Origin of the sequence: Streptomyces sp. NBRC 110611, assembly GCF_001590865.1 — a bacterium.
GTDB lineage: Bacteria > Actinomycetota > Actinomycetes > Streptomycetales > Streptomycetaceae > Streptomyces.
The window spans coordinates 178,589-198,558 of record NZ_BBUY01000012.1; the positions used below are offsets into that span (position 1 = coordinate 178,589).

The window sequence follows — 19,970 nt, forward strand, 5'->3', positions numbered from 1 at the left end:
GGGCTGCCGTTCAGCCGCGCAGCGCAACCACGGGCCCCGTCAGGGCCCGTTCAGCCGCGCAGCGCGAGCGCCTGCCCGGCCACCACCAGCAGCACCTGCTCGCACTCCGCGCCGAACGCCGCGTTCAGCCGCCCCAGCTCGTCGCGGAACCGGCGGCCCGCCGCGGTCGCCGGCACCACCCCCGACCCGACCTCGTTGCTGACCGCCACCACCGGCCGGTGCGTCGCCCGCACCGCCGCCACCAGCGCATCGGTCCGCTCGTGCAGCGCTCGCCGGCCCCCGGCCTCCCAGGCCGCCTCGTCCCACGCCCCGACCTCGTCCATCGCGTGCGTCAGCCAGAGCGCCAGACAGTCGATGAGCAGCGGGGCGGTACCGCCGCCCGGCCGCCCGGTACCGCCGCCCGGCCGCCCGGCACCGGCGCCCGCACCGGCTCCCGGGGCCTCCGCACCCTCCGCGCCCTCCAGCAGCGGCACCAGGTCGCAGGTCTCGACGGTCCGCCACCCGCTGGGCCGCCGCTCGCGGTGCAGCGCGATCCGCTCGGCCCACTCCGCGTCGCCGCCCCGGGTGCCCCCGGTCGCCACGTACACCACGTCGGGGAAGGCCGCCAGCCGCCGCTCCGCCTCCACCGACTTCCCGCTGCGCGCCCCGCCCAGCACCAGCGTGCGCCGGGGCAGATCCGGTACCGCGTGATACTCCCCGACCACCAGTGAGCTGCCGTCCGGCACCGTACGGGCGCCCACCGCGGCCAGCCTCCGGTGCAGCTCGGGCCCCGGCGGCACACCGTGGTCGATATGCACCGCGACCACATCCGTCGCCGCGTCCACCGCCCCGCCCGCCCGCAGCCGGGCCAGCGCGTCCGGCCGCCCCAGCACATCGAGCAGCAACAGGTCGTACGGCCCGTCCCCGGCCGGGCCTTCGGCACCGGCGTGGGACGGGCCGTTGCCGTCCAGCCCGGCCGGCGCCGCACCCGGCGGCAGATACAGCAGGCGCTCGCCGTCCGGGCCGGAGACCTCGTACCCGGTACCGGGGATGTCCACGGCGACGGCCCGCACCCGGTGCCCGTCCAGCAGCGCCAGCTCCCGCGCATCGGCGACCCGGCCCGGTGTGGGCAGCCCGGCCGGCACCTCCATCGCCGGTCCGTCGTGCGGATGGGAGAGCAGCACCTGCCGGACGCCGGTCAGCGACTTTCCGGCCCGGGCGGCCGCGAACGCCGGGCCCGGCGTCAGATCGAGCAGCAGCGCACCGTCGACGAGCAGTGCGGTCGCCGCCCGCGCCTCGTCGCCGACGGCGGTCGCACAGGCGGCGCACGGGCAGTCCGGACGCGGCAGCCCCCGCGGGGCCCCGGTGCCGAGCAGAGTCACATCCACACCGCCGAGTTTCTCGCGTCGCTCCCCGGTGGGCGCGGCGGGGGCACCTCTCGACACGGCCAGTCCGGTGCGGCATGTTCCCGTATGGCGGGGTGGGGCAGGGCGGAGCGCAAGCAGCAACGGCTCCTGCCCGGGCTCACCACGACGCACGGGAATACGGCCGATAGGCTGCCGATCAGCACGGAAGCACGACAGGGCGGGGTGCGCCGAGCGCGGTCCGCCTGGCACACACGTACCCGGTGGGATCCAGGAGGCGTACATGGCGTGGACGTGGCGGTTCGAGAAGGCCGACGGTACGGAGACGGAGCCGGCCGTGGAACCCGAGGAATTCACCACGCAGGGCGACGCGGAGACCTGGATCGGCGAGCAGTGGCGGGCGCTCCTCGACGGCGGTGTCGACCGCGTGACGCTGTTCGAGGACGGCGCGGAGATCTATCCGATGAGCCTGCAGGCGGCCGCGGAGGACTGAGAACGAGAACCGCGGAGGACTGAGCGGGAGAACCGCGGAGGACGAGGGCTGAGAACGGCGCCGGGCCGGTCCCGAGAGGGGACCGGCCCGGCGTCACGACGTACCGTGGAGCACCGCGGACTACGGCCGCTGCCCCCGCTTGACCTGCGGCTTGGGCAGGCGCAGCCGCCGCATCTGCAGCGTGCGCATCACCGCGTACGGCTTCACGCCCTTGAGGTTCTCGTTCGGGAACCGCTCCCGCAGCAGCTTGCCCAGACGGACCCAGATCAGCACCGAGTCGAGCACGATCAGCACGATGATCGCGAGCCACGCCAGCAGCGCGATGCTCTGGATCGACGGCACCCGGATCATGGTGAGCACCAGGATCACCACGGCCATCGGCAGGAAGAACTCCGCGACGCTCCAGCGCGCGTCGACGTAGTCGCGGGCGAACCGGCGCACCGGCCCCTTGTCGCGGACCGGCAGGTACCGCTCGTCGCCGTTGGCCAGCGCCTCGCGCTGACGGGCCATGTCGGCGCGGCGGGCCTCCCGCTGGGCCTTCGCCGCCTCCTTGCGGTTGGCCGGCGTGTGCGCGCGGGTCCGGCGGTTCGCCTGGGCCTCACTGCGCTTGGGCGTCGGGCGGCCCTTGGGGGCCTGCGGGTCGCGGGGCTGCTGGGGCTGGTCCGCGGTCACCTTGGCGGTCGCGGCCTGCTCATCCTTCGAACGGCTTCGGAACACAATGCCCAAGGGTACGTGGTCGCGGTGCCCCGTCCAGGATCCGACGGCCACGATCCGGCAACGGCCCCCGCCCGCACACCGTGCCCGACCGGAGCAGCGCCCTGGACGGGACCCGTACGGAGCCCTGGCACGGCCCGGACGGAACCGGGAACACACCCGGGCAGAAGGGGCGGAGCACCCCGCTCCGGAGACCCCCTACTCCTCGCAGGGGAGGAGACGCACCGCGCGATCGTCCTGGAGGAGGAGCGCATCCGGGCGCGAACAGTGCGGTAATGGAACCAGGGCCCGTACTGTGGGGTCTGTAGATGTGCTGGAGCCGAAGCCCGAGGTGACTCGGTCAGAAGGGGGCGCGCGAGGCCCATGAGCGATGGTGTCATGAAGCGGATGGGGATGATCTTCCGCGCGAAGGCCAACAAGGCCCTGGACCGGGCCGAAGACCCGCGCGAGACCCTCGACTACTCGTACCAGAAGCAGCTCGAACTGCTGCAGAAGGTACGCCGCGGCGTCGCCGACGTGGCGACCTCCCGCAAGCGCCTGGAGCTGCAGCTCAACCAGCTCCAGGGCCAGTCCGCCAAGCTGGAGGACCAGGGCCGCAAGGCGCTGGCGCTCGGCCGTGAGGATCTGGCCCGCGAGGCGCTGACCCGGCGCAGTGCGCTGCAGCAGCAGGTCACGGACCTGGAGACGCAGCACCAGACGCTGCAGGGCGAGGAGGAGAAGCTCACGCTGGCCGCGCAGCGGCTGCAGGCCAAGGTCGACGCCTTCCGCACGAAGAAGGAGACGATCAAGGCCACCTACACGGCCGCCCAGGCGCAGACCCGTATCGGCGAGGCGTTCTCCGGCATCTCCGAGGAGATGGGGGACGTCGGCCTGGCGATCCAGCGTGCGGAGGACCGGACCGCGCAGCTCCAGGCCCGGGCCGGTGCCATCGACGAGCTGATGGCGTCCGGCGCGCTGGACGACCCGTCGGGTATGGCCAAGGACGACATCACCGCCGAGCTGGACCGGCTCTCCGGCGGCAGCGATGTCGAGCTGGAGCTGCAGCGGATGAAGGCCGAGCTGGCGGGAGGCCCGTCGGCCGGCAAGCAGGCCATCGAGAGCGGCCAGGGCGGCCAGGCCCAGCCCGCCCCGCAGCAGGAACAGCCGCGTTTCGACAAGCAGTGACGGCCGGCGGCGGCTAGCCTCACAGGGGCCCCTACAGGGACCGCGGACAGGGACCGCTCGCTCAGACCGACTGCCGGGATCGCTCACTGGGATCGTCGGGACACCGGACAAGGGAGACCGTCGTGATCGTACGGATCATGGGGGAGGGCCAGGTGAAGGTGGCCGATTCCCACTTCATCGAGCTCAACAAGCTGGACGACGAGCTGCTCGACGAGATGGAGGGCGGCGATCAGGAGGGCTTCCGGCGCACGCTCGGTGCCCTGCTGGAGGCGGTACGCCGACTGGGCGAGCCTCTGCCGGACGACGCCCTGGAGCCGTCGGAGCTGATCCTCCCGCCCGAGTCCGCCTCGCTCGAAGAGGTACGCGAGATGCTCGGCGACGACGGCCTGATCCCGGGCTGACCAGCCCGGGCCGACCGCACCACCGCACCACCGCCCCGGCCACCCGCCCGTCATGCTCATCCAGCGCATCACGGCCGGCTGACGGCACCTCCGCACCACGGCACGTCCGCCGCGACCGCCCACCTCTCCGCGGGCACCCGGACACCGCGCCCCGGTCCGACTTCGGACCGGGGCGTTACCGTTTGCTCTTGTGAGTCTTCTCGACCCCGGTCCGGACGGGCCCCGCGCCGCCGGGCGCTTCCAGTGGCACCGGAGGCATCCGCTGGCGTTCGACGCCGCCCTGGCGGTGGCCGCCTTCGCGTGCGTCCTGTGCGGCGCGGTCGTCGACCCGCACCGCGTCCACGGTCCGAAGTTCGCGCCGGAGCACCTCACCGCGACGACCGTGGTGCTGGCGGCACTGGCCTGCACCGCCCTGGTGTTCCGCCGCCGCCTGCCCCGTACGGTCCTGGCGGTCACGGGCGCGCTGACCATCGTCGAGCTGGTCGCCCGGGCCTCCGAGGTGCGCGCCCCGGTGGCCGCCGCCGCGGTGATCGCGCTCTACAGCCTCGCCGCGCGTACGGACCGCCCCACGACGTGGCGGATCGGCGCGCTGACCGTCGTCGTCCTGACCGCCTCCGCGATGCTCTACGGGCCCCGCCCCTGGTACGCCCAGCAGAACATCGCCATCTTCGCCTGGACGGGCATGGCCGCGGCGGCCGGCGACGCGGTCCGCAGCCGCCGGGCGTACGTGGACGCCATCCGCGAGCGCGCCGAGCGGGCCGAGCGGACGCGCGAGGAGGAGGCCCGCCGCCGGGTCGCCGAGGAGCGCATGCGCATCGCCCGCGACCTGCACGATGTCGTCGCCCACCACATCGCCCTGGTCAACGTCCAGGCGGGGGTGGCCTCCCATGTCATGGACAGCCGGCCCGACCAGGCCAAGGAGGCGCTGGCGCACGTCCGCGAGGCGTCCCGCTCGGCGCTGGACGAGCTGAGCGCCACGGTCGGCCTGCTGCGGCAGTCCGACGACCCGACGGCGCCCACCGAGCCCGCCCCGGGCCTGGGCCTCCTCGACCAGCTCACGGACGGTTTCGTCCGCGCCGGGCTCCCCGTCGACCTGGACGTCCCGGACGAACTGGGGCAGCTGCCCGCCTCCGTCGACCTCACCGCGTACCGCGTGGTCCAGGAGGCGCTCACCAACGTCCACAAGCACGCCGGGGAGGGCGCCCGCGCCACGGTCCGGATCGTGCGCGCCGAGACGGTGCTGACCGTGACCGTCCTGGACGACGGCGCGGGCCGGGCCGGCGTGCCCCGCCAGAAGGACGGCGGCCGCCCGGCGGGCCGCGGCGGCGGCCACGGCCTGATCGGCATGCGCGAACGCGTCTCCGCCCTGCGCGGCACCATCGCCACCGGCCCCCGCGCCGCCGGCGGCTTCCAGGTACGCGTCACCCTTCCCCTCCAGCCCGCCCGCACGGGAGAGCCATCATGACGATCAAGGTCCTGCTCGCCGACGACCAGGCGCTGCTGCGGAGCGCGTTCCGGGTGCTGGTGGACTCCGAGCCGGATATGCGGGTGGTGGGGGAGGCCTCGGACGGCGCCGGCGCGTACGCGCTGACGAGGGCCGAGCGGCCGGATGTGGTGCTGATGGACATCCGGATGCCGGGGACGGACGGGATCGCCGCGACCCGCATGATCACCGAGGACCCGGAGCTCACCGACGTCCGGGTGGTGATCCTGACGACCTTCGAGGCCGACGACTACGTGGTGCAGGCGCTGCGGAACGGCGCCAGCGGGTTCCTCGGCAAGGGCGCCGAGCCGGACGAGATGCTGGGCGCGATCCGCGTCGCGGCCGCCGGTGAGGCGCTGCTGTCGCCCGCCGCGACCAAAGGGCTGATCGCCAAGTTCCTCGCCCAGGGCGGCAGTCCGGGCGAGGGCGGGCCCGCCGGGCCGGGCGCGGAGCGGCTGGCGACGCTGACCGGCCGGGAGCGCGAGGTGCTGGTCCTGGTGGCCGGCGGGCACTCCAACGACGAGATCGCCGAGCGGCTCGCGGTCAGCCCGCTCACGGTCAAGACGCATGTCAACCGCGCGATGGCGAAGCTGGGGGCCCGCGACCGCTCCCAGCTGGTGGTCATCGCGTACGAGTCGGGGCTGGTACGCCCACGGGCGCAGTAGAGGCCGGGAAAACCCCTACTGCGAACGCGGTACGGGCCGGGGCCGGAAACCGACCTGCGAGTGAGGGAAACCGGTCCGGCCATGGCCGAAGGTGAAGTTGAAGGTGGAACGGGGCCGGTGACAGGCCCTGCCGTCGGGCCCGCGCCCGTCCCTGCGTCCGTGAGCACGTACACGTAGGCGCCGCCTTCCACGCCACACGAGCACCGTCTCCGCAACAGAAGAGAGAAACCCCACCCATGTCCTGGCTGTCCCGTCTCAGCCTCGTACAGCGGGGCCTGATAGCGCTGATGTCGATCGTCGCGGTCGTCTTCGGCGCGATCGCGATACCCCAGCTCAAGCAGCAGCTCCTGCCCTCCATCGACCTTCCGATGGTCTCCGTGCTGGCCCCGTACCAGGGCGCCTCCCCCGATGTCGTCGAGAAGCAGGTGGCCGAGCCGCTGGAGGACGGTGTCCAGGCGGTCGACGGCATCAAGAGCGTCACCTCGACGTCGAGCGAGGGCAACGCCGTCATCATGGCGCAGTTCGACTACGGCAACGACACCGACCGTCTGGTCGCCGATGTCCAGCAGGCCGTCAACCGCGCCCGCGCCCAGCTGCCCAAGGACGTCGACCCGCAGGTGGTGGCCGGCTCGACGGACGACATCCCCACCGTCGTCCTCGCCGCCTCCTCCGCCACCAAGGACCAGCAGGCCCTCGCCGACCAGCTGCGCCGCAGCGTGGTCCCGGACCTGAAGAACATCGACGGCGTCAGCCAGGTCACCGTGAGCGGCGTCCAGGAGCGGATCGTCGCCGTCACCCCCGACGACGAGAAGCTCGCCGCCGCCGGGCTCACCACCCAGGCGCTCGGCCAGGCCCTCAAGGCCGCCGGTACGTCGGTGCCCGCCGGATCCTTCGCCGAGCACGGGAAGAGCAAGACCGTGCAGGTCGGCGCCGGCCTCACCTCCGTCGCCCAGATCAAGGACCTGACCGTGGCCCCGGCTCCGGGCACGGGCGGCGCGGGCGCGGCCGCCGGCCGGTCCGCCGAGCCCGTCCGGATCGGCGACCTCGCCACCGTCAAGGAGGAGCAGGCCACCCCGACCTCCCTCACCCGCACCAACGGCAAGCCCAGCCTCGCCGTGACGGTCACCATGGACCAGGACGGCAGCGCGGTCGCGATCTCCGACGCGGTCAAGGACAAGCTCGACCGGATCCGTCAGGACCTGGGCAAGGGCGCCGAGGTCACGGTCGTCTCCGACCAGGGCCCGGCGGTCTCCAAGTCCATCGAGTCGCTGACGACCGAGGGCCTGCTCGGCCTCGTCATGGCCGTCATCGTCATCCTGGTCTTCCTGCTCAGCCTGCGCTCGACCCTGGTCACCGCGGTCTCCATCCCGCTCTCGGTCGTCCTCACCCTGATCGTGCTGTGGACCCGTGACCTCTCCCTCAACATGCTCACCCTCGGCGCGCTGACCATCGCGATCGGCCGTGTCGTCGACGACTCGATCGTCGTCCTGGAGAACATCAAACGGCACCTGGGCTACGGCGAGGAGCGCCGCGAGGCCATCCTCGCCGCGGTGCGGGAGGTCTCCGGAGCGATCACCTCCTCCACCCTCACCACGGTCGCGGTCTTCCTCCCGATCGGGGTGGTCGGCGGCATGGTCGGCGCGCTCTTCGGCTCCTTCTCGCTGACCGTGACCGTCGCCCTGCTCGCCTCGCTGCTGGTCTCCCTGACGGTCGTCCCGGTCCTGTCGTACTGGTTCCTGCGCGCCCCGGAGATCCCGGAAGGCACCAGCGTCGAGGAGCTGCGCCGCGCGGCCGAGGAGAAGGAGACCCGCAGCCCGCTGCAGCGCCTCTACGTCCCGGTGCTGCGCTTCGCCACCCGCCGCCGGGCCACCAGCCTGGTCATCGCCGTCGTCATCCTGCTGGGGACGTTCGGTATGGGCCCGCTGCTGAAGACCAACTTCTTCGACCAGGGCGACCAGGACACCCTCACCCTCAAGCAGGAGCTGACGCCCGGCACCAGCCTCGGCGCGACCGACGCCCAGGCCCGGAAGGTCGAGAAGCTGCTCGCGGAGAACGACGACATCGCCGACTACCAGGTCAGCGTCGGATCCTCCGGCTTCATGGCGGCCTTCGGCGGCGGCACCGGCGCCCACCAGGCCTCGTACCAGATCAAGCTGACGGACGCGGCGGACTCCGGCAAGGTCACCGACGACCTGCGGGCCTCGCTCGACAGGCTCGGCCCGGCCATCGGCGACACCACCGTCACCGCGGGCGGCGGCGGCTTCGGCAACCAGAACCTCAGCGTGGTCGTCAAGGCCGGCGACGCCGACGTGCTGAAGAAGGCCGGCGAGCAGGTCCGCAAGGCCGTCGCCGGGCTCGACGACGTCACCGACGTCCAGAGCGACCTCGCGCAGAGCGTCCCGCGGATCTCCGTGACGCCCAACGCCAAGGCGGCCGCGGCCGGTTACGACCGGACCACGCTCGGCGCTGCGGTCGCCCAGGCGGTCCGCGGCACCCCCAGCGGCACGGCCGTCCTGGACGACACCGAGCGCGACATCGTCATCAAGGCGGCCCACCCGGCCACCACCGAGGACGAGTTGCGGAACCTGTCCCTCACGACGCCGGCCGGCCCGGCGAAGCTCGGCAGCATCGCCACCGTCGAGACCGTGCCCGGCCCGGTGCAGATGACCCGGATCGACGGCGCCCGCTCGGCCACCGTCACCGCCAAGCCGACCGGTGACAACACCGGCGCGGTCAGCGCGGAACTGCAGCGCACGATCAATGACCTGAAGCTGCCGGACGGCGCCACCGCGACCATCGGCGGCGTCTCCCAGGACCAGTCCGAGGCGTTCTCCTCGCTCGGCCTCGCCATGCTGGCGGCCATCGCGATCGTCTTCATGCTCCTGGTCGGCACCTTCCGGTCGCTGATCCAGCCGCTGATCCTCCTCGTCTCCATCCCCTTCGCGGCCACCGGCGCGATCGGCCTGCTGGTCGCCACCGGCACCCCGATGGGCGTCCCGGCGATGATCGGCATGCTGATGCTGATCGGCATCGTGGTCACCAACGCCATCGTGCTGATCGACCTGATCAACCAGTACCGGGCCCAGGGTTACGGCGTCGTCGAGGCGGTCGTCGAGGGCGGCCGCCACCGCCTCCGCCCGATCCTGATGACCGCGCTGGCCACGATCATGGCGCTGCTGCCGATGGCGCTGTCCCTCACCGGCGACGGCGGCTTCATCTCCCAGCCGCTGGCCGTGGTCGTGATCGGCGGACTGATCACCTCCACCCTCCTCACCCTCCTCCTCGTCCCGACGCTCTACGCGATGATCGAACTCCGCAAGGAGCGCCGGGCGAAGAAGAAGGCGGCGAAGCGGGCGGCGAAGGACGGCGACGTGCGGCCCGAGGAGGCCGACCGCACGCCGGAACCGGCGGGCGTGTAACACCGCACCCGCGCCAATCAGCCCGTCCCAGCGATGCGCTGGGACGGGCTGACCTGGGCTTTCAGCCCTTGAGTGTCTGGACGAAGGCCGCCCAGACAGGGGCGGGGATGACGAGCGCGGGGCCGTCGGGGCACTTGCTGTCGCGTACGGGGACAAGGCCGGGGAAGTCGTCGCTGATCTCGACGCAGTTGCCCCCGTTGGTGTTGCTGTAGCTGCTCTTGCGCCAGCGGGCGGCGCTCAGCTGGGGGGTGTGTCGCATGACGTGTAGTCCTCCATTGCGTTTCGGATCAGCTTCACTGAGTCGGCCACTGTCAGGGCGTTGGCGCGAAGCACCTCGTACTGGCGCCGCCATTTCATCACCCGCGCCGGGTCCTCGTAGAGGTAGCCGAACTCGATGCCTTCTTCATAGGCAACCGTGGAGCTGTTCGGGAGCGTCAGCAGGGTCAGCGCGCCGCTCATGAGCGAGTGCCCACCCCCGCTGAACGGCATCACCTGAACCTTGCTGTCCCGAGTATCTGCCTGCTTCAGCAACGAAGCCAGCTGTGCGTGCATGCACTCCGCGTCTCCGATGCGCCGCCTGAGGACGGACTCGTCGATGATGGCCCACCGGAGCGGCGGGTTGTCGGAGCCCTGACGTTCCTGGCGGGAGATACGGGCGTTGACCCGTTCGTCGACCTGGTACGCGGTCAAGTCCTCCTGGCAGCAAAGCAGCGCACGGGCATAGTCGGGCGTCTGCAAGGGCCCGGGAACTACCTGCGGCTCGTAGTTCTCGATGACTGTCGCTTGCGCCTCGAAGTCCATGAACCGTCGGTACTGGTCCGGATGCGCTTCCTTCTTCGCCAACTGGTACAGGCCGTAGAAGTACTTGTCGGTGCCGAACGCCGCGTCCAGCGCCGGCGGCAGCTCCGGCGGCGGCATGATCTCCGCCGTCTCGACCCGGGCCAGTTGGCTCTTGCTGGAGTTCACGATGCCGGCCAGTTGCACCAGTGACAGCTTCGCCTCCTCGCGGTGGCGTCGCTGTTCGGAGCCGAAGTAGTGCCGGGCCGATACGTACGGCGTCAGGGACTTGGGCGCGAACGTCATGATGCACACCGTAGGTACGGCCGGGATCCGAACTCCAGGTGAGGCAAGGGGGAAAGAAATGTTCCAATCGGCGTATGAAGCGTTCAGGAGTGGGAGTGCGACGGCAGCGTGCGGCACGGGCGGGGACGATCGCTCTGCTGGTCGCCCTCGCGCCCGGGCTGGCCGCCTGCGGTGAGCAGGGGGCCCGGGGCGCGGGGCAGGAAGCGAGCGCGCAGGCCTCGGGAGCGGCGCGGGGGACACCGATATCGACGACGACATCGTCATCGAGGTGAACGCGACCGAGGCCGCGCTGCGCCCGCAGTACAGCAACTGCCGTTACGACAAGGTGCCCAACCCCACCAGGGCGAAGTGCACCTTCTCCGGGCCGCTGCGGGCCGGGGCGGCGTACGAGACCGACGGACCGGTCACGGCGGTGGTCGGTCCGACGGCGATGCACGGCAGGGTTGCGTACCACATGTACGCCGCCCACAACTGGCCCGACGAGGGCATCGGCACGGACCTGCCCGACTCGGCCCCGCGGGGAACGGGTGCACCGCTGGGGCTCCGTACCGTGGACGGCAGCGGTGACGAGTTCAAGACGTCCGGGTACGTGAAGTCCGAAATGGCCCTGGGTGAGCTGGCCTTCGACACCGACCGGACCAACGACGTCCAGGCCATCGGGTTCACCATCAAGGGCAAGGTGGGCGAGGAGGTCCGGGTCGGTGTGCCCAACCCGCGGAACGGCGGCGAGGGGGACACCCGGGTGACCCTGCCCGAAGGCGTCAGCGTGGTGAAGGACTTCGAGCCGGGCGCGAGCGAGATCAGCTACTGCCGGCCGGCGGACGGAGCGGCGCTGTGTCCCTGGTCGCCCAGGGACGCCACCGAGCTGGTCGTCCGTATCGACGAGCGGGTCGAGGGCGCCCGGGGGACGGTTACCGCGACGTCCGACCCGAAGGCCGACCCGAAGCAGGACAACAACACCGCGCCGGTGAAGGTCGAGTACACCGACTAGCGGGCAGACCGGCTGGCGGGCAGTGGCTCAGCGGGCGGGGCGGGGAGGTCCTCCGGAGGACCTCCCCGCCCGGGGCGCGCTACGGCAGGGCCAGCATCCGCTCCAGGGCCAGCTTGGCGAAGCTCTCGGTCTCCTTGTCGACCTCGATGCGGTTGACGGTCTTGTCGGCGGCCAGCGACTCCAGGGCCCACACCAGGTGGGGGAGGTCGATGCGGTTCATGGTCGAGCAGAAGCAGACCGTCTTGTCGAGGAAGACGATCTCCTTGTCCTCCGCGGCGAAACGGTTCGCCAGGCGGCGGACGAGGTTCAGCTCCGTACCGATCGCCCACTTCGAGCCGCGCGGGGCGGCCTCCAGGGTCTTGATGATGTGCTCCGTCGAGCCGACGTAATCCGCCGCCGCCACGACCTCGTGCTTGCACTCGGGGTGGACCAGGACGTTGACGCCGGGGATGCGGGCGCGGACGTCCTCGACCGAGTCGAGCGAGAAGCGGCCGTGGACGGAGCAGTGGCCCCGCCAGAGGATCATCTTGGCCGCCCGCAGCTGCTCGGTGGTCAGGCCGCCGTTCGGCCGGTGCGGGTTGTAGACCACGCAGTCGTCCAGGGACATGCCCATGTCGCGGACGGCGGTGTTGCGGCCCAGGTGCTGGTCCGGGAGGAAGAGGATCTTCTCCCCCTGCTCGAAGGCCCAGGTCAGAGCACGCTTGGCGTTGGAGGAGGTGCAGATCGTGCCGCCGTGCTTGCCGGTGAACGCCTTGATGTCGGCCGAGGAGTTCATATACGAGACGGGCACGACCTGCTCGGCTATACCGGCCTCGGTGAGGACGTCCCAGCACTCGGCGACCTGCTCGGCGGTCGCCATGTCGGCCATCGAACAGCCGGCGGCCAGGTCGGGGAGGATGACCTGCTGGTCGTCGCCGGTGAGGATGTCGGCCGACTCGGCCATGAAGTGCACGCCGCAGAAGACGATGTACTCGGCGTCCGGCCGGGCGGCGGCGTCCCGCGCCAGCTTGAAGGAGTCGCCGGTCACGTCGGCGAACTCGATGACCTCGTCGCGCTGGTAGTGGTGCCCGAGGATGAAGACCTTGTCCCCGAGCTTCTCCTTGGCCGCGCGGGCGCGCGCGACGAGGTCGGGGTCCGAGGGGGCCGGCAGGTCGCCGGGGCACTCCACACCGCGCTCGCTCCTGGGGTCGGCCTCACGGCCGAGGAGGAGCAGCGCCAGCGGCGTCGGCTGGACGTCCAGGGGCTGGGCGGTGGTCACGACACGCACCCTCTCTTCTCTGCGGACAGCGTGGAGGCACGCGCCGCGATCTGGGGCGCATGCCTTTTCGTCTATTTGACGCTATCTATCATAGCCGCTTCACGTCACTTTGACGATGGCCATAGTGTCGATGTGACGCATCAGTGCCCCGCCGGTGCCCGGCCGGGCGCGATCGGCCATCAGTTCCCAGCCGCCAGTGTGCGAGCATGTGAGAAGAGAAGTGCGCGAGCCGGAATTAATCCGGGACGTCATCGGTTCAGCCTGTAGCAACCGATGACAAGCGGTCCATACAACCCGGGAGAGATGTAGATGAGCGTGCAGGACGAGAAGACCACCGTCAGCGACGGCATCATCCTGTCCGACGCGGCCGCGTCGAAGGTCAAGAGCCTGCTGGAGCAGGAGGGCCGGGAAGACCTCGCGCTGCGGGTGGCCGTGCAGCCCGGTGGCTGCTCCGGCCTGCGCTACCAGCTCTTCTTCGACGAGCGCTCGCTGGACGGTGACGTCGTCAAGGAGTTCGACGGTGTCAAGGTCGTCACCGACCGGATGAGCGCCCCCTACCTGGGCGGCGCCTCCATCGACTTCGTCGACACCATCGAGAAGCAGGGCTTCACGATCGACAACCCGAACGCCACGGGCTCCTGCGCCTGCGGCGACTCCTTCAGCTAAGCCCGCGGACGTAGCACGGCGAAGGCGGCGCCTCCCTCAGCGGGGGCGCCGCCTTCGTCCGTTCCGGTGGCGGGTCAGCGCTTCGGCACGGCCTGCCCGGTCGACACATCGATCACCTTCCGGCCGTCCAGCGGCCGCTCCAGCGTGACGGTCCGGGTGAACTCCTTGGCGATCTTCACGCAGACCTGGCCCGGCTCCTTGTCCCTGCCGGTGACCGTGACCTTCACCGCGGTGGCGGACTCCTCGGCGCCGACCGAGTAGACGCTGCACACGCCGCCCCAGAAGTGCACGGTCAGCTTCCGGTCGCCGTCGCCCACGGCGTACGACTCCAGCGCCATCGCCCCGGGCTTCCCGGACGGGCTCCTGGGGGCCGGATCCTTGTGCGCCAGGTACTTCGGGTCCACCGCGGGGTGCGCGACGGTCGCCGTGGCGGCGTCCGGGCCGGTTCCGGCGTCCGGCTGGCGGACCGTGTAGAGCCAGGACGGCACCAGCGCCGGGCCGCCGCTCACGTACTGCATCGCGAGCCCGAAGCGCGCGCCGGTCACCTCGGCCGGCTTCTGCGCCTTCGTCGGCGCCGGCTCGCAGGGGGCGATCCCGCCCTTCCCGGCGTCCCGGGCGGGCGCCGAGGGGCAGCCGGCCGCCGGCGTGCGGCCGCCGCCCGAATTCAGCCGGTCCAGCGTCCTGCCGGCGCTCAGCACGGGGTAGACCGCACCCTTCACCGGCTGCGCCAACTGGCCGCTGCCGCCCACCACTTGACCGTCCGAGCCGACCTGCAGATCGCTCTGCCAGCCATACGTCGGCAGCCCGCCGAGCACCGGATCGGCGGTCACGATCCGCACCGCGCCGGACAGGCCGCTCGTATCCAGCCTGGCGTCCTGCTGGCCGAGCGCCGCGAGCACCGGCCGCACCGCCCGCTCGGCCCGCTCCGGCGACACCGCGTCCTTGCCGCTGCCGTCGTCCTGGGTCGTCACGTCCCCGCCGCGGTACGAAGGGCAGCCGGGCCGGCTCGACGCGGCGCCGCCCGGTCCCTCCTGGCCCGTACTGCTCTTCTGGCCCGTACCGCCCTTGGGGGAGGCCGGCTGCGCGCAGTTGGTGCCGCCCGGGGTGCCGTACTGCGAGAACGTCCAGGAGCCCGAGCCGGCCTTGCTCACCTGGAGGAACGGCCCACGGGCGTCCGGGGTGACCTCGCCGACCTTCCAGGTGGTGCCCTCCGACCGGACCTTCCCGGCGACATCCAGCGCCTTCGCCAGCCGTTCCACCGACGCCCGGCTGATCTCGCCCTCGGGGCGGTAGACGGGCGCGGAGTCCGGCCCGTCGGGCAGCTCCGCCACGGCCCGGTACTTCGCGCCCTGCGGATTGGGCTCACCGACCGCTATCGATCCGCCCGTGTAGCCGTCGAGGGCGAGCGGCGGGGGATCGGCCCGGCCCGCGGAGCCGGTGCCCGCGCCGGCGTCGTCGCGGCCCGACGCGGACGATGCCCAGTACGCCGCGCCGCCCCCGGCCAGCAGTACCGCGGCGGCCACCGAGGCGACCAGCACCGGGCTGCGCCGCCCGCGTTCCTTGGGGTGGTCGGGGATCCGGGGGGTGTCCTCGGTGTTCACCGCATCGCTCCTTCAGCTCCGCTGAACATCTGACGTGCCGCCCTTGGCGGGTGGACGCCGATGGGACGGAGCAGGGGCGCGCACGGTTCCCTGCGAGCCCCCGGGACCGTGCCGGTCGCCGTAGCCGGACATGCCACCCAGGAGGCGGCGGGGACCGTGACGCCGCTCACAGAGGTGGCCGGAGGGGGTGCGGGCCTGGTCATATGGGCACCGTACGCAGTCGCATACTGGGGTAAAAGGACTACTATTCCGTAGTTTCTCTCGTTCCGCGCGGTCGGGCTGACCGGATAGCCACGTCAGCGGGGTAGCGTTGCTCCACGTCCGCCCGTCCCTCCGCCCTCCGCAGGAGCAGACCCGCCGTGCGTATCGCAGTCACCGGCTCCATCGCCACCGACCACTTGATGACCTTTCCCGGCCGCTTCGCCGACCAGCTGGTCGGCGACCAGCTGCACACGGTCTCCCTCTCCTTCCTGGTCGACCAGCTCGATGTCCGCCGTGGCGGAGTCGCCGCCAACATCTGCTTCGGCATGGGCCAGCTCGGCATCGAGCCGATCCTGGTGGGCGCCGTGGGCAACGACTTCGCGGAGTACCGCGCCTGGCTCGACCGCCACGGCGTCGACACCCGCTCGGTCCGCATCTCCGAGGTCCTGCACACCGCGCGCTTCGTCTGCACCACGGACGCCGACCACAACCAGATCGGCTCCTTCTACACCGGCGCGATGAGCGAGGCCCGGCTGATCGAGCTCCAGCACGTGGCCGAGCGGGTCGGCGGGCTGGACCTCGTCTCGATCGGCGCGGACGACCCCGAGGCGATGATCCGGCACACCGAGGAGTGCCGCACCCGCGGCATCCCCTTCGCCGCCGACTTCTCCCAGCAGATCGCCCGGATGGACGGCGACAACATCCGCACCCTCATGGAGGGCGCCGCCTACCTCTTCTCCAACGAGTACGAGAGCGGCCTGATCGAGTCCAAGAGCGGCTGGACCGCCGAGGAGATCCTCGCCAAGGTCGGTACCCGCGTCACCACCCTCGGCTCCAATGGCGTCCGCATCGAGCGGCTCGGCGAGCCGGTCATCGAGGTCGGCGTCCCGGAGGAGAAGCGGAGGGCCGACCCCACCGGCGTCGGCGACGCCTTCCGCGCCGGATTCCTGTCCGGTCTGGCCTGGGGCGTGGGCCTGGAGCGGGCCGCCCAGGTCGGCTGCATGCTGGCGACGCTGGTCATCGAGACCGTCGGCACCCAGGAGTACGAGCTGCACCGCAGCCACTTCATGGACCGCTTCACGAAGGCGTACGGCCACGAGGCCGCGGCCGAGGTCCAGGACCACCTGGTCTGATCCGGCCGGAAGGCCGGGCCCGGACTGTTGTAGTCCGGGCCGGCCCTCAGACGCGGCGCCGTACGACGTAAGCGGCGCCGCGTTCGGCGGCCCGCTCGCCCACGTACTCCTGGCCGCGCATCGTGCACCAGGCGGGGATGTCCTGCCGGGCGGCCTCGTCGTCGGAGAGTACGGTCACCGTCCCGCCGGCGGGAACCCGGCCGATCGCCTTCGCCAGCTCGATGACGGGGAGCGGGCAGCGCTTGCCGAGGGAGTCGACGACCAGGCCCCGGGGCTCGGCGGGCTCCGGGGGCCCGGCGGCGTCGGCGGCCGTGGCCGGCGATCCGCCGGCCGCCCGTGGCCCGGCCGTGGCCGCCGGCACTCCCAGCCGTTCCCGGACCGACCGCACCACGCCCGGCAGCACCTCCAGGAACCGCTCAACATCCGCCTCGGCCGTCCCGTACGGCAGCGAGATCCGGACGTTCCCCTCGGACAGCACACCCATCGCCCGCAGCACATGGCTCGGTGTCAGGGTGCTGGACGTACAGGACGATCCGGACGAGACGGAGAATCCGGCGCGGTCGAGCTCGTGCAGCAGGGTCTCTCCGTCGACATAGAGACAGGAGAAGGTGACGAGGTGGGGGAGACGGTGCACCGGATCGCCGGCCACCTCGACATCCGGGACCAGCTCCGGCACCCGTGCCCGGATCCGGTCCACCAGGCCCCGCAGCCGCGCCGCCTCGGCTTCGGTCCCGGCGTCGGCCCGTAGCGCCCGCAGGGAGGCGGCGGCCGCGACGATCGCCGGGAGGTTCTCGAACCCCGCGCTCCGGCCCGACTCCCGCTCGTCCGCGGGCCCCTGGGGCGCGAACCGGGTGCCCTTGCGGACCACCAGCAGTCCCACCCCGGGCGGACCGCCCCACTTGTGGGCGCTCGCCGTCAGCAGCGACCAGGCACCGGGCACCTTCCCCCAGGCCAGCGACTGCGCGGCGTCCACCAGCAGGGGCACCCCGGCCTCCTGGCAGCGCGCGGCCACCTCCTCGACCGGCTGCTCGGTGCCCACCTCGTGGTTGGCGGACTGGAGCGCGACCAGCGCGGTGTCCGGGGTAAGCGCGCCGGCGACGTCCTCGGCCGCCACCCGGCCGGTACGGTCCACGGCCAGCTCCACACGGGTGCCGCCGGCCGCCGTGTGCGCCTCGGCGGCGTGCAGGACGGAGGAGTGCTCGACGGCGGAGTGCAGCAGCCGGCGGCCGGTACGGCGGCGGGCGGCCAGCGCGCCGGAGACTGCTGAATGCACCGCCCGCGTCCCCGATGGGGTGAATACCAGCTCGTCCGGACGGCAGCCGACCGCCTCGGCCGCGGCCTCCCGGGCGGCGTCCAGCAGCAGCCGGGCGCGGCGCCCCTCGCGGTAGAGGCGGGCCGGGTCGGCCCAGCCCTCGTCGAGCGAGGCGAGCAGGGCTTCGCGGGCGACGGGGTGCAGGGGAGCGGCGGAGGCGGCGTCAAAGTAGGGCACGTACGAGACGTTAGCCCAGTGCCGTCCTCGCCAGCGGGCCGTCGTCCCGTCCCTGCCGGGGCCGGCCGCCGCCCCGTCCGGAGCCGGTCGCCGGGGGTGCCCGGCGGCCCGTCGGCGGCCCCGCCCGGCAGGTTCCGGGCGCGCCGTCAGATGGCAGGTGGGGGCCGGTATTCGAGGGGGCGGACGGCGGCCCGCGGGACACCCGGCCACCCCTTCGGGGCGCGTCGCGGCGCGTTGGGCACCCTCCCCGCGCGACCCCAAATAGCGTCCAGTAGGGTTTGGTCCGCATAAACATCCAAACCCCTGCCCGACGCAGGGCGGCGACCGACCAGCGAGTAAGGCCGCAGCCGACCGCGCGGGCGAGACTCTCGGGAAGGCGCTACGTGAGTCCCAACGGCTCCGACCGCTCGTCGCGGCGCCCGATGCGGCGGAAGCTGCCGCAGGTGCTTGCTGCGGGCCTGGTCCTGGCGACCGCTACTGGTTGCACATACAAGGACTTCCCCCGCCTCGGTATGCCGACGCCCGTCACCGACGAGGCGCCGCGGATCCTTACTCTTTGGCAGGGCTCCTGGGCCGCCGCCCTCGCAACGGGCGTGCTGGTGTGGGGCCTGATCATCTGGAGTGTGATCTTCCACCGCCGTAGCCGGACCAAGGTGGAGGTCCCCGCGCAGACCCGGTACAACATGCCGATCGAGGCGTTGTACACGATCGTCCCCTTCATCATCATTTCGGTGTTGTTCTACTTCACCGCACGTGATGAGAGCGCGCTCCTGAAGACCTCCAAGAAGCCGGACCACGTGATCAACGTGGTGGGCTTCCAGTGGAGCTGGGCGTTCAACTACCTGGAGGACGTGGACGGCAAGAAGTCGACCACGAACATCAACGCCGGCGCGCTCGACGCGATCCCGGACAAGTGGAAGAAGTCCGCGCCGGCCGGTGCCGAGGGCGTCTACGACACGGGCATCCCGGGCACCCGGGAGAAGGGCAACCCCAGCCCCGGCCCGACCCTGTGGCTGCCGAAGGGCGAGACCGTCCAGTTCGTCCTGACCTCGCGTGACGTCATCCACTCCTTCTGGGTGGTGCCGTTCCTGATGAAGCAGGACGTCATCCCGGGCCACACCAACGTCTTCGAGGTGACTCCCAACAAGGAGGGCACCTTCATGGGCAAGTGCGCCGAGCTCTGCGGCGTCGACCACTCCCGGATGCTCTTCAACGTCAAGGTCGTCTCCCCCGAGAAGTACCGGGAGCACCTGAAGGAGCTGGCGAAGAAGGGCCAGACCGGTTACCTCCCGGCGGGCATCGCACAGACGGAGCACGCCAAGAACGCGGAGACCAAGAACCAGTGAGCATCCTCAACGAACCTCAGGGTGCCGCCGCCGAAACGGCTCCGGCAGCACCGCCCGTCCGCAAGAAGCAGCCCGGTAACACGGTCGTCAAGTGGCTGACCACCACCGACCACAAGACCATCGGCTCGCTCTACCTGATCACGTCGTTCGTGTTCTTCTGCATCGGTGGCGCCATGGCGCTGCTGATGCGCGCCGAGCTCGCTCGCCCCGGCACGCAGATCATGTCGAACGAGCAGTTCAACCAGGCGTTCACGATGCACGGCACGATCATGCTGCTGATGTTCGCGACGCCGCTGTTCGCCGGTTTCGCGAACTGGATCATGCCGCTGCAGATCGGCGCGCCCGACGTGGCGTTCCCGCGGCTGAACATGTTCGCCTACTGGCTGTACCTCTTCGGCTCGCTGATCGCGGTGGCCGGTTTCCTGACCCCGCAGGGTGCGGCGGACTTCGGCTGGTTCGCGTACTCGCCGCTGTCGGACGCGGTCCGTTCGCCGGGTGTCGGTGCCGATATGTGGATCAT

At 71.7% G+C, this 19,970-nt stretch carries 18 protein-coding genes; 11 read left to right on the forward strand and 7 right to left on the reverse strand.

Features of this window, described 5'->3' with window-relative positions:
• Nucleotides 1-50: 50 nt before the first annotated feature.
• Nucleotides 51-1,367 carry a bifunctional adenosylcobinamide kinase/adenosylcobinamide-phosphate guanylyltransferase gene (locus AZE13_RS23485; protein WP_066935461.1) on the reverse strand — a complete coding sequence of 439 codons (1,317 nt, stop codon included), beginning with the start codon at nt 1,365-1,367 and terminating at the stop codon, nt 51-53.
• 259 nt (nt 1,368-1,626) lie between these two features.
• Here AZE13_RS23485 and AZE13_RS23490 point away from each other — a divergent pair, with 259 nt between their 5' ends.
• Complete coding sequence (locus AZE13_RS23490; protein WP_066935464.1) at nt 1,627-1,836, forward strand: hypothetical protein; 210 nt, start codon at nt 1,627-1,629, stop codon at nt 1,834-1,836.
• A 120-nt stretch (nt 1,837-1,956) separates the two neighbouring features.
• Here the strand turns inward: AZE13_RS23490 and AZE13_RS23495 are convergent, their stop codons facing one another.
• Nucleotides 1,957-2,553 carry a DUF3043 domain-containing protein gene (locus AZE13_RS23495; RefSeq protein ID WP_066935467.1) on the reverse strand — a complete coding sequence of 199 codons (597 nt, stop codon included), beginning with the start codon at nt 2,551-2,553 and terminating at the stop codon, nt 1,957-1,959.
• Between the two features lie 375 nt (nt 2,554-2,928).
• Between AZE13_RS23495 and AZE13_RS23500 the strand changes: the two genes are divergently transcribed.
• From AZE13_RS23500 to AZE13_RS23520, 5 genes are all read left to right on the forward strand, one after another.
• Complete coding sequence (locus AZE13_RS23500; protein ID WP_066935470.1) at nt 2,929-3,714, forward strand: PspA/IM30 family protein; 786 nt, start codon at nt 2,929-2,931, stop codon at nt 3,712-3,714.
• Nucleotides 3,715-3,836: 122 nt separating this feature from the next.
• Entirely contained in the window at nt 3,837-4,115 is a 279-nt protein-coding gene (gene pspAA / locus AZE13_RS23505) for a PspA-associated protein PspAA (protein WP_066935473.1), read from the forward strand.
• A gap of 190 nt (nt 4,116-4,305) precedes the next feature.
• Nucleotides 4,306-5,580, forward strand: a complete 1,275-nt coding sequence (locus AZE13_RS23510) for a sensor histidine kinase (RefSeq protein ID WP_066935475.1) — start codon at nt 4,306-4,308, stop codon at nt 5,578-5,580.
• Complete coding sequence (locus AZE13_RS23515; RefSeq protein ID WP_066935479.1) at nt 5,577-6,263, forward strand: response regulator; 687 nt, start codon at nt 5,577-5,579, stop codon at nt 6,261-6,263. Before AZE13_RS23510 ends, AZE13_RS23515 begins: the two co-directional genes overlap by 4 nt.
• A gap of 236 nt (nt 6,264-6,499) precedes the next feature.
• Nucleotides 6,500-9,682, forward strand: coding sequence for an efflux RND transporter permease subunit (locus AZE13_RS23520; RefSeq protein WP_066935481.1), 3,183 nt, complete (start codon nt 6,500-6,502; stop codon nt 9,680-9,682).
• A gap of 61 nt (nt 9,683-9,743) precedes the next feature.
• Here the strand turns inward: AZE13_RS23520 and AZE13_RS23525 are convergent, their stop codons facing one another.
• Together AZE13_RS23525 and AZE13_RS23530 are read right to left on the reverse strand one after the other, a co-directional pair.
• A complete protein-coding gene (locus AZE13_RS23525) occupies nt 9,744-9,941 on the reverse strand; it encodes a DUF397 domain-containing protein (RefSeq protein ID WP_066935483.1) in 198 nt (65 codons plus the stop codon).
• The gene (locus tag AZE13_RS23530; protein ID WP_066935486.1) at nt 9,920-10,765 is read right to left on the reverse strand and encodes a helix-turn-helix transcriptional regulator; all 846 of its coding nucleotides are present in this window, start codon (nt 10,763-10,765) and stop codon (nt 9,920-9,922) included. The genes AZE13_RS23525 and AZE13_RS23530 overlap by 22 nt, the downstream gene beginning before the upstream one ends.
• Before the next feature lie 268 nt (nt 10,766-11,033).
• On the opposite strand from AZE13_RS23530, the gene AZE13_RS23535 reads away from it, so the two are divergent.
• Nucleotides 11,034-11,756 (forward strand): hypothetical protein, encoded by a 723-nt coding sequence (locus AZE13_RS23535; RefSeq protein ID WP_066935489.1) that lies wholly within the window; start codon nt 11,034-11,036, stop codon nt 11,754-11,756.
• 79 nt (nt 11,757-11,835) lie between these two features.
• Here the strand turns inward: AZE13_RS23535 and nadA are convergent, their stop codons facing one another.
• Entirely contained in the window at nt 11,836-13,023 is a 1,188-nt protein-coding gene (gene nadA / locus AZE13_RS23540; protein ID WP_066935492.1) for a quinolinate synthase NadA, read from the reverse strand.
• Nucleotides 13,024-13,323: 300 nt separating this feature from the next.
• Here nadA and erpA point away from each other — a divergent pair, with 300 nt between their 5' ends.
• Nucleotides 13,324-13,680, forward strand: a complete 357-nt coding sequence (erpA, locus tag AZE13_RS23545; RefSeq protein WP_066935495.1) for an iron-sulfur cluster insertion protein ErpA — start codon at nt 13,324-13,326, stop codon at nt 13,678-13,680.
• Between the two features lie 74 nt (nt 13,681-13,754).
• Here erpA and AZE13_RS23550 read toward each other — a convergent pair whose 3' ends face one another.
• Nucleotides 13,755-15,281, reverse strand: coding sequence for a hypothetical protein (locus AZE13_RS23550; protein WP_066935498.1), 1,527 nt, complete (start codon nt 15,279-15,281; stop codon nt 13,755-13,757).
• A gap of 359 nt (nt 15,282-15,640) precedes the next feature.
• Here AZE13_RS23550 and AZE13_RS23555 point away from each other — a divergent pair, with 359 nt between their 5' ends.
• Nucleotides 15,641-16,615 (forward strand): carbohydrate kinase family protein, encoded by a 975-nt coding sequence (locus AZE13_RS23555; RefSeq protein WP_066935500.1) that lies wholly within the window; start codon nt 15,641-15,643, stop codon nt 16,613-16,615.
• Between the two features lie 46 nt (nt 16,616-16,661).
• On the opposite strand, the gene AZE13_RS23560 is transcribed toward AZE13_RS23555, so the two are convergent.
• Nucleotides 16,662-18,104: a cysteine desulfurase/sulfurtransferase TusA family protein gene (locus tag AZE13_RS23560; RefSeq protein WP_066935502.1), complete on the reverse strand. Its 1,443-nt coding sequence runs from the start codon at nt 18,102-18,104 to the stop codon at nt 16,662-16,664.
• Between the two features lie 383 nt (nt 18,105-18,487).
• On the opposite strand from AZE13_RS23560, the gene coxB reads away from it, so the two are divergent.
• Together coxB and AZE13_RS23570 are read left to right on the forward strand one after the other, a co-directional pair.
• The gene (gene coxB, locus AZE13_RS23565) at nt 18,488-19,450 is read left to right on the forward strand and encodes a cytochrome c oxidase subunit II (RefSeq protein ID WP_079124299.1); all 963 of its coding nucleotides are present in this window, start codon (nt 18,488-18,490) and stop codon (nt 19,448-19,450) included.
• Nucleotides 19,447-19,970: cbb3-type cytochrome c oxidase subunit I (locus AZE13_RS23570; RefSeq protein WP_181690424.1), on the forward strand; the 524-nt coding region annotated here is incomplete at its 3' end. The genes coxB and AZE13_RS23570, both read left to right, overlap by 4 nt.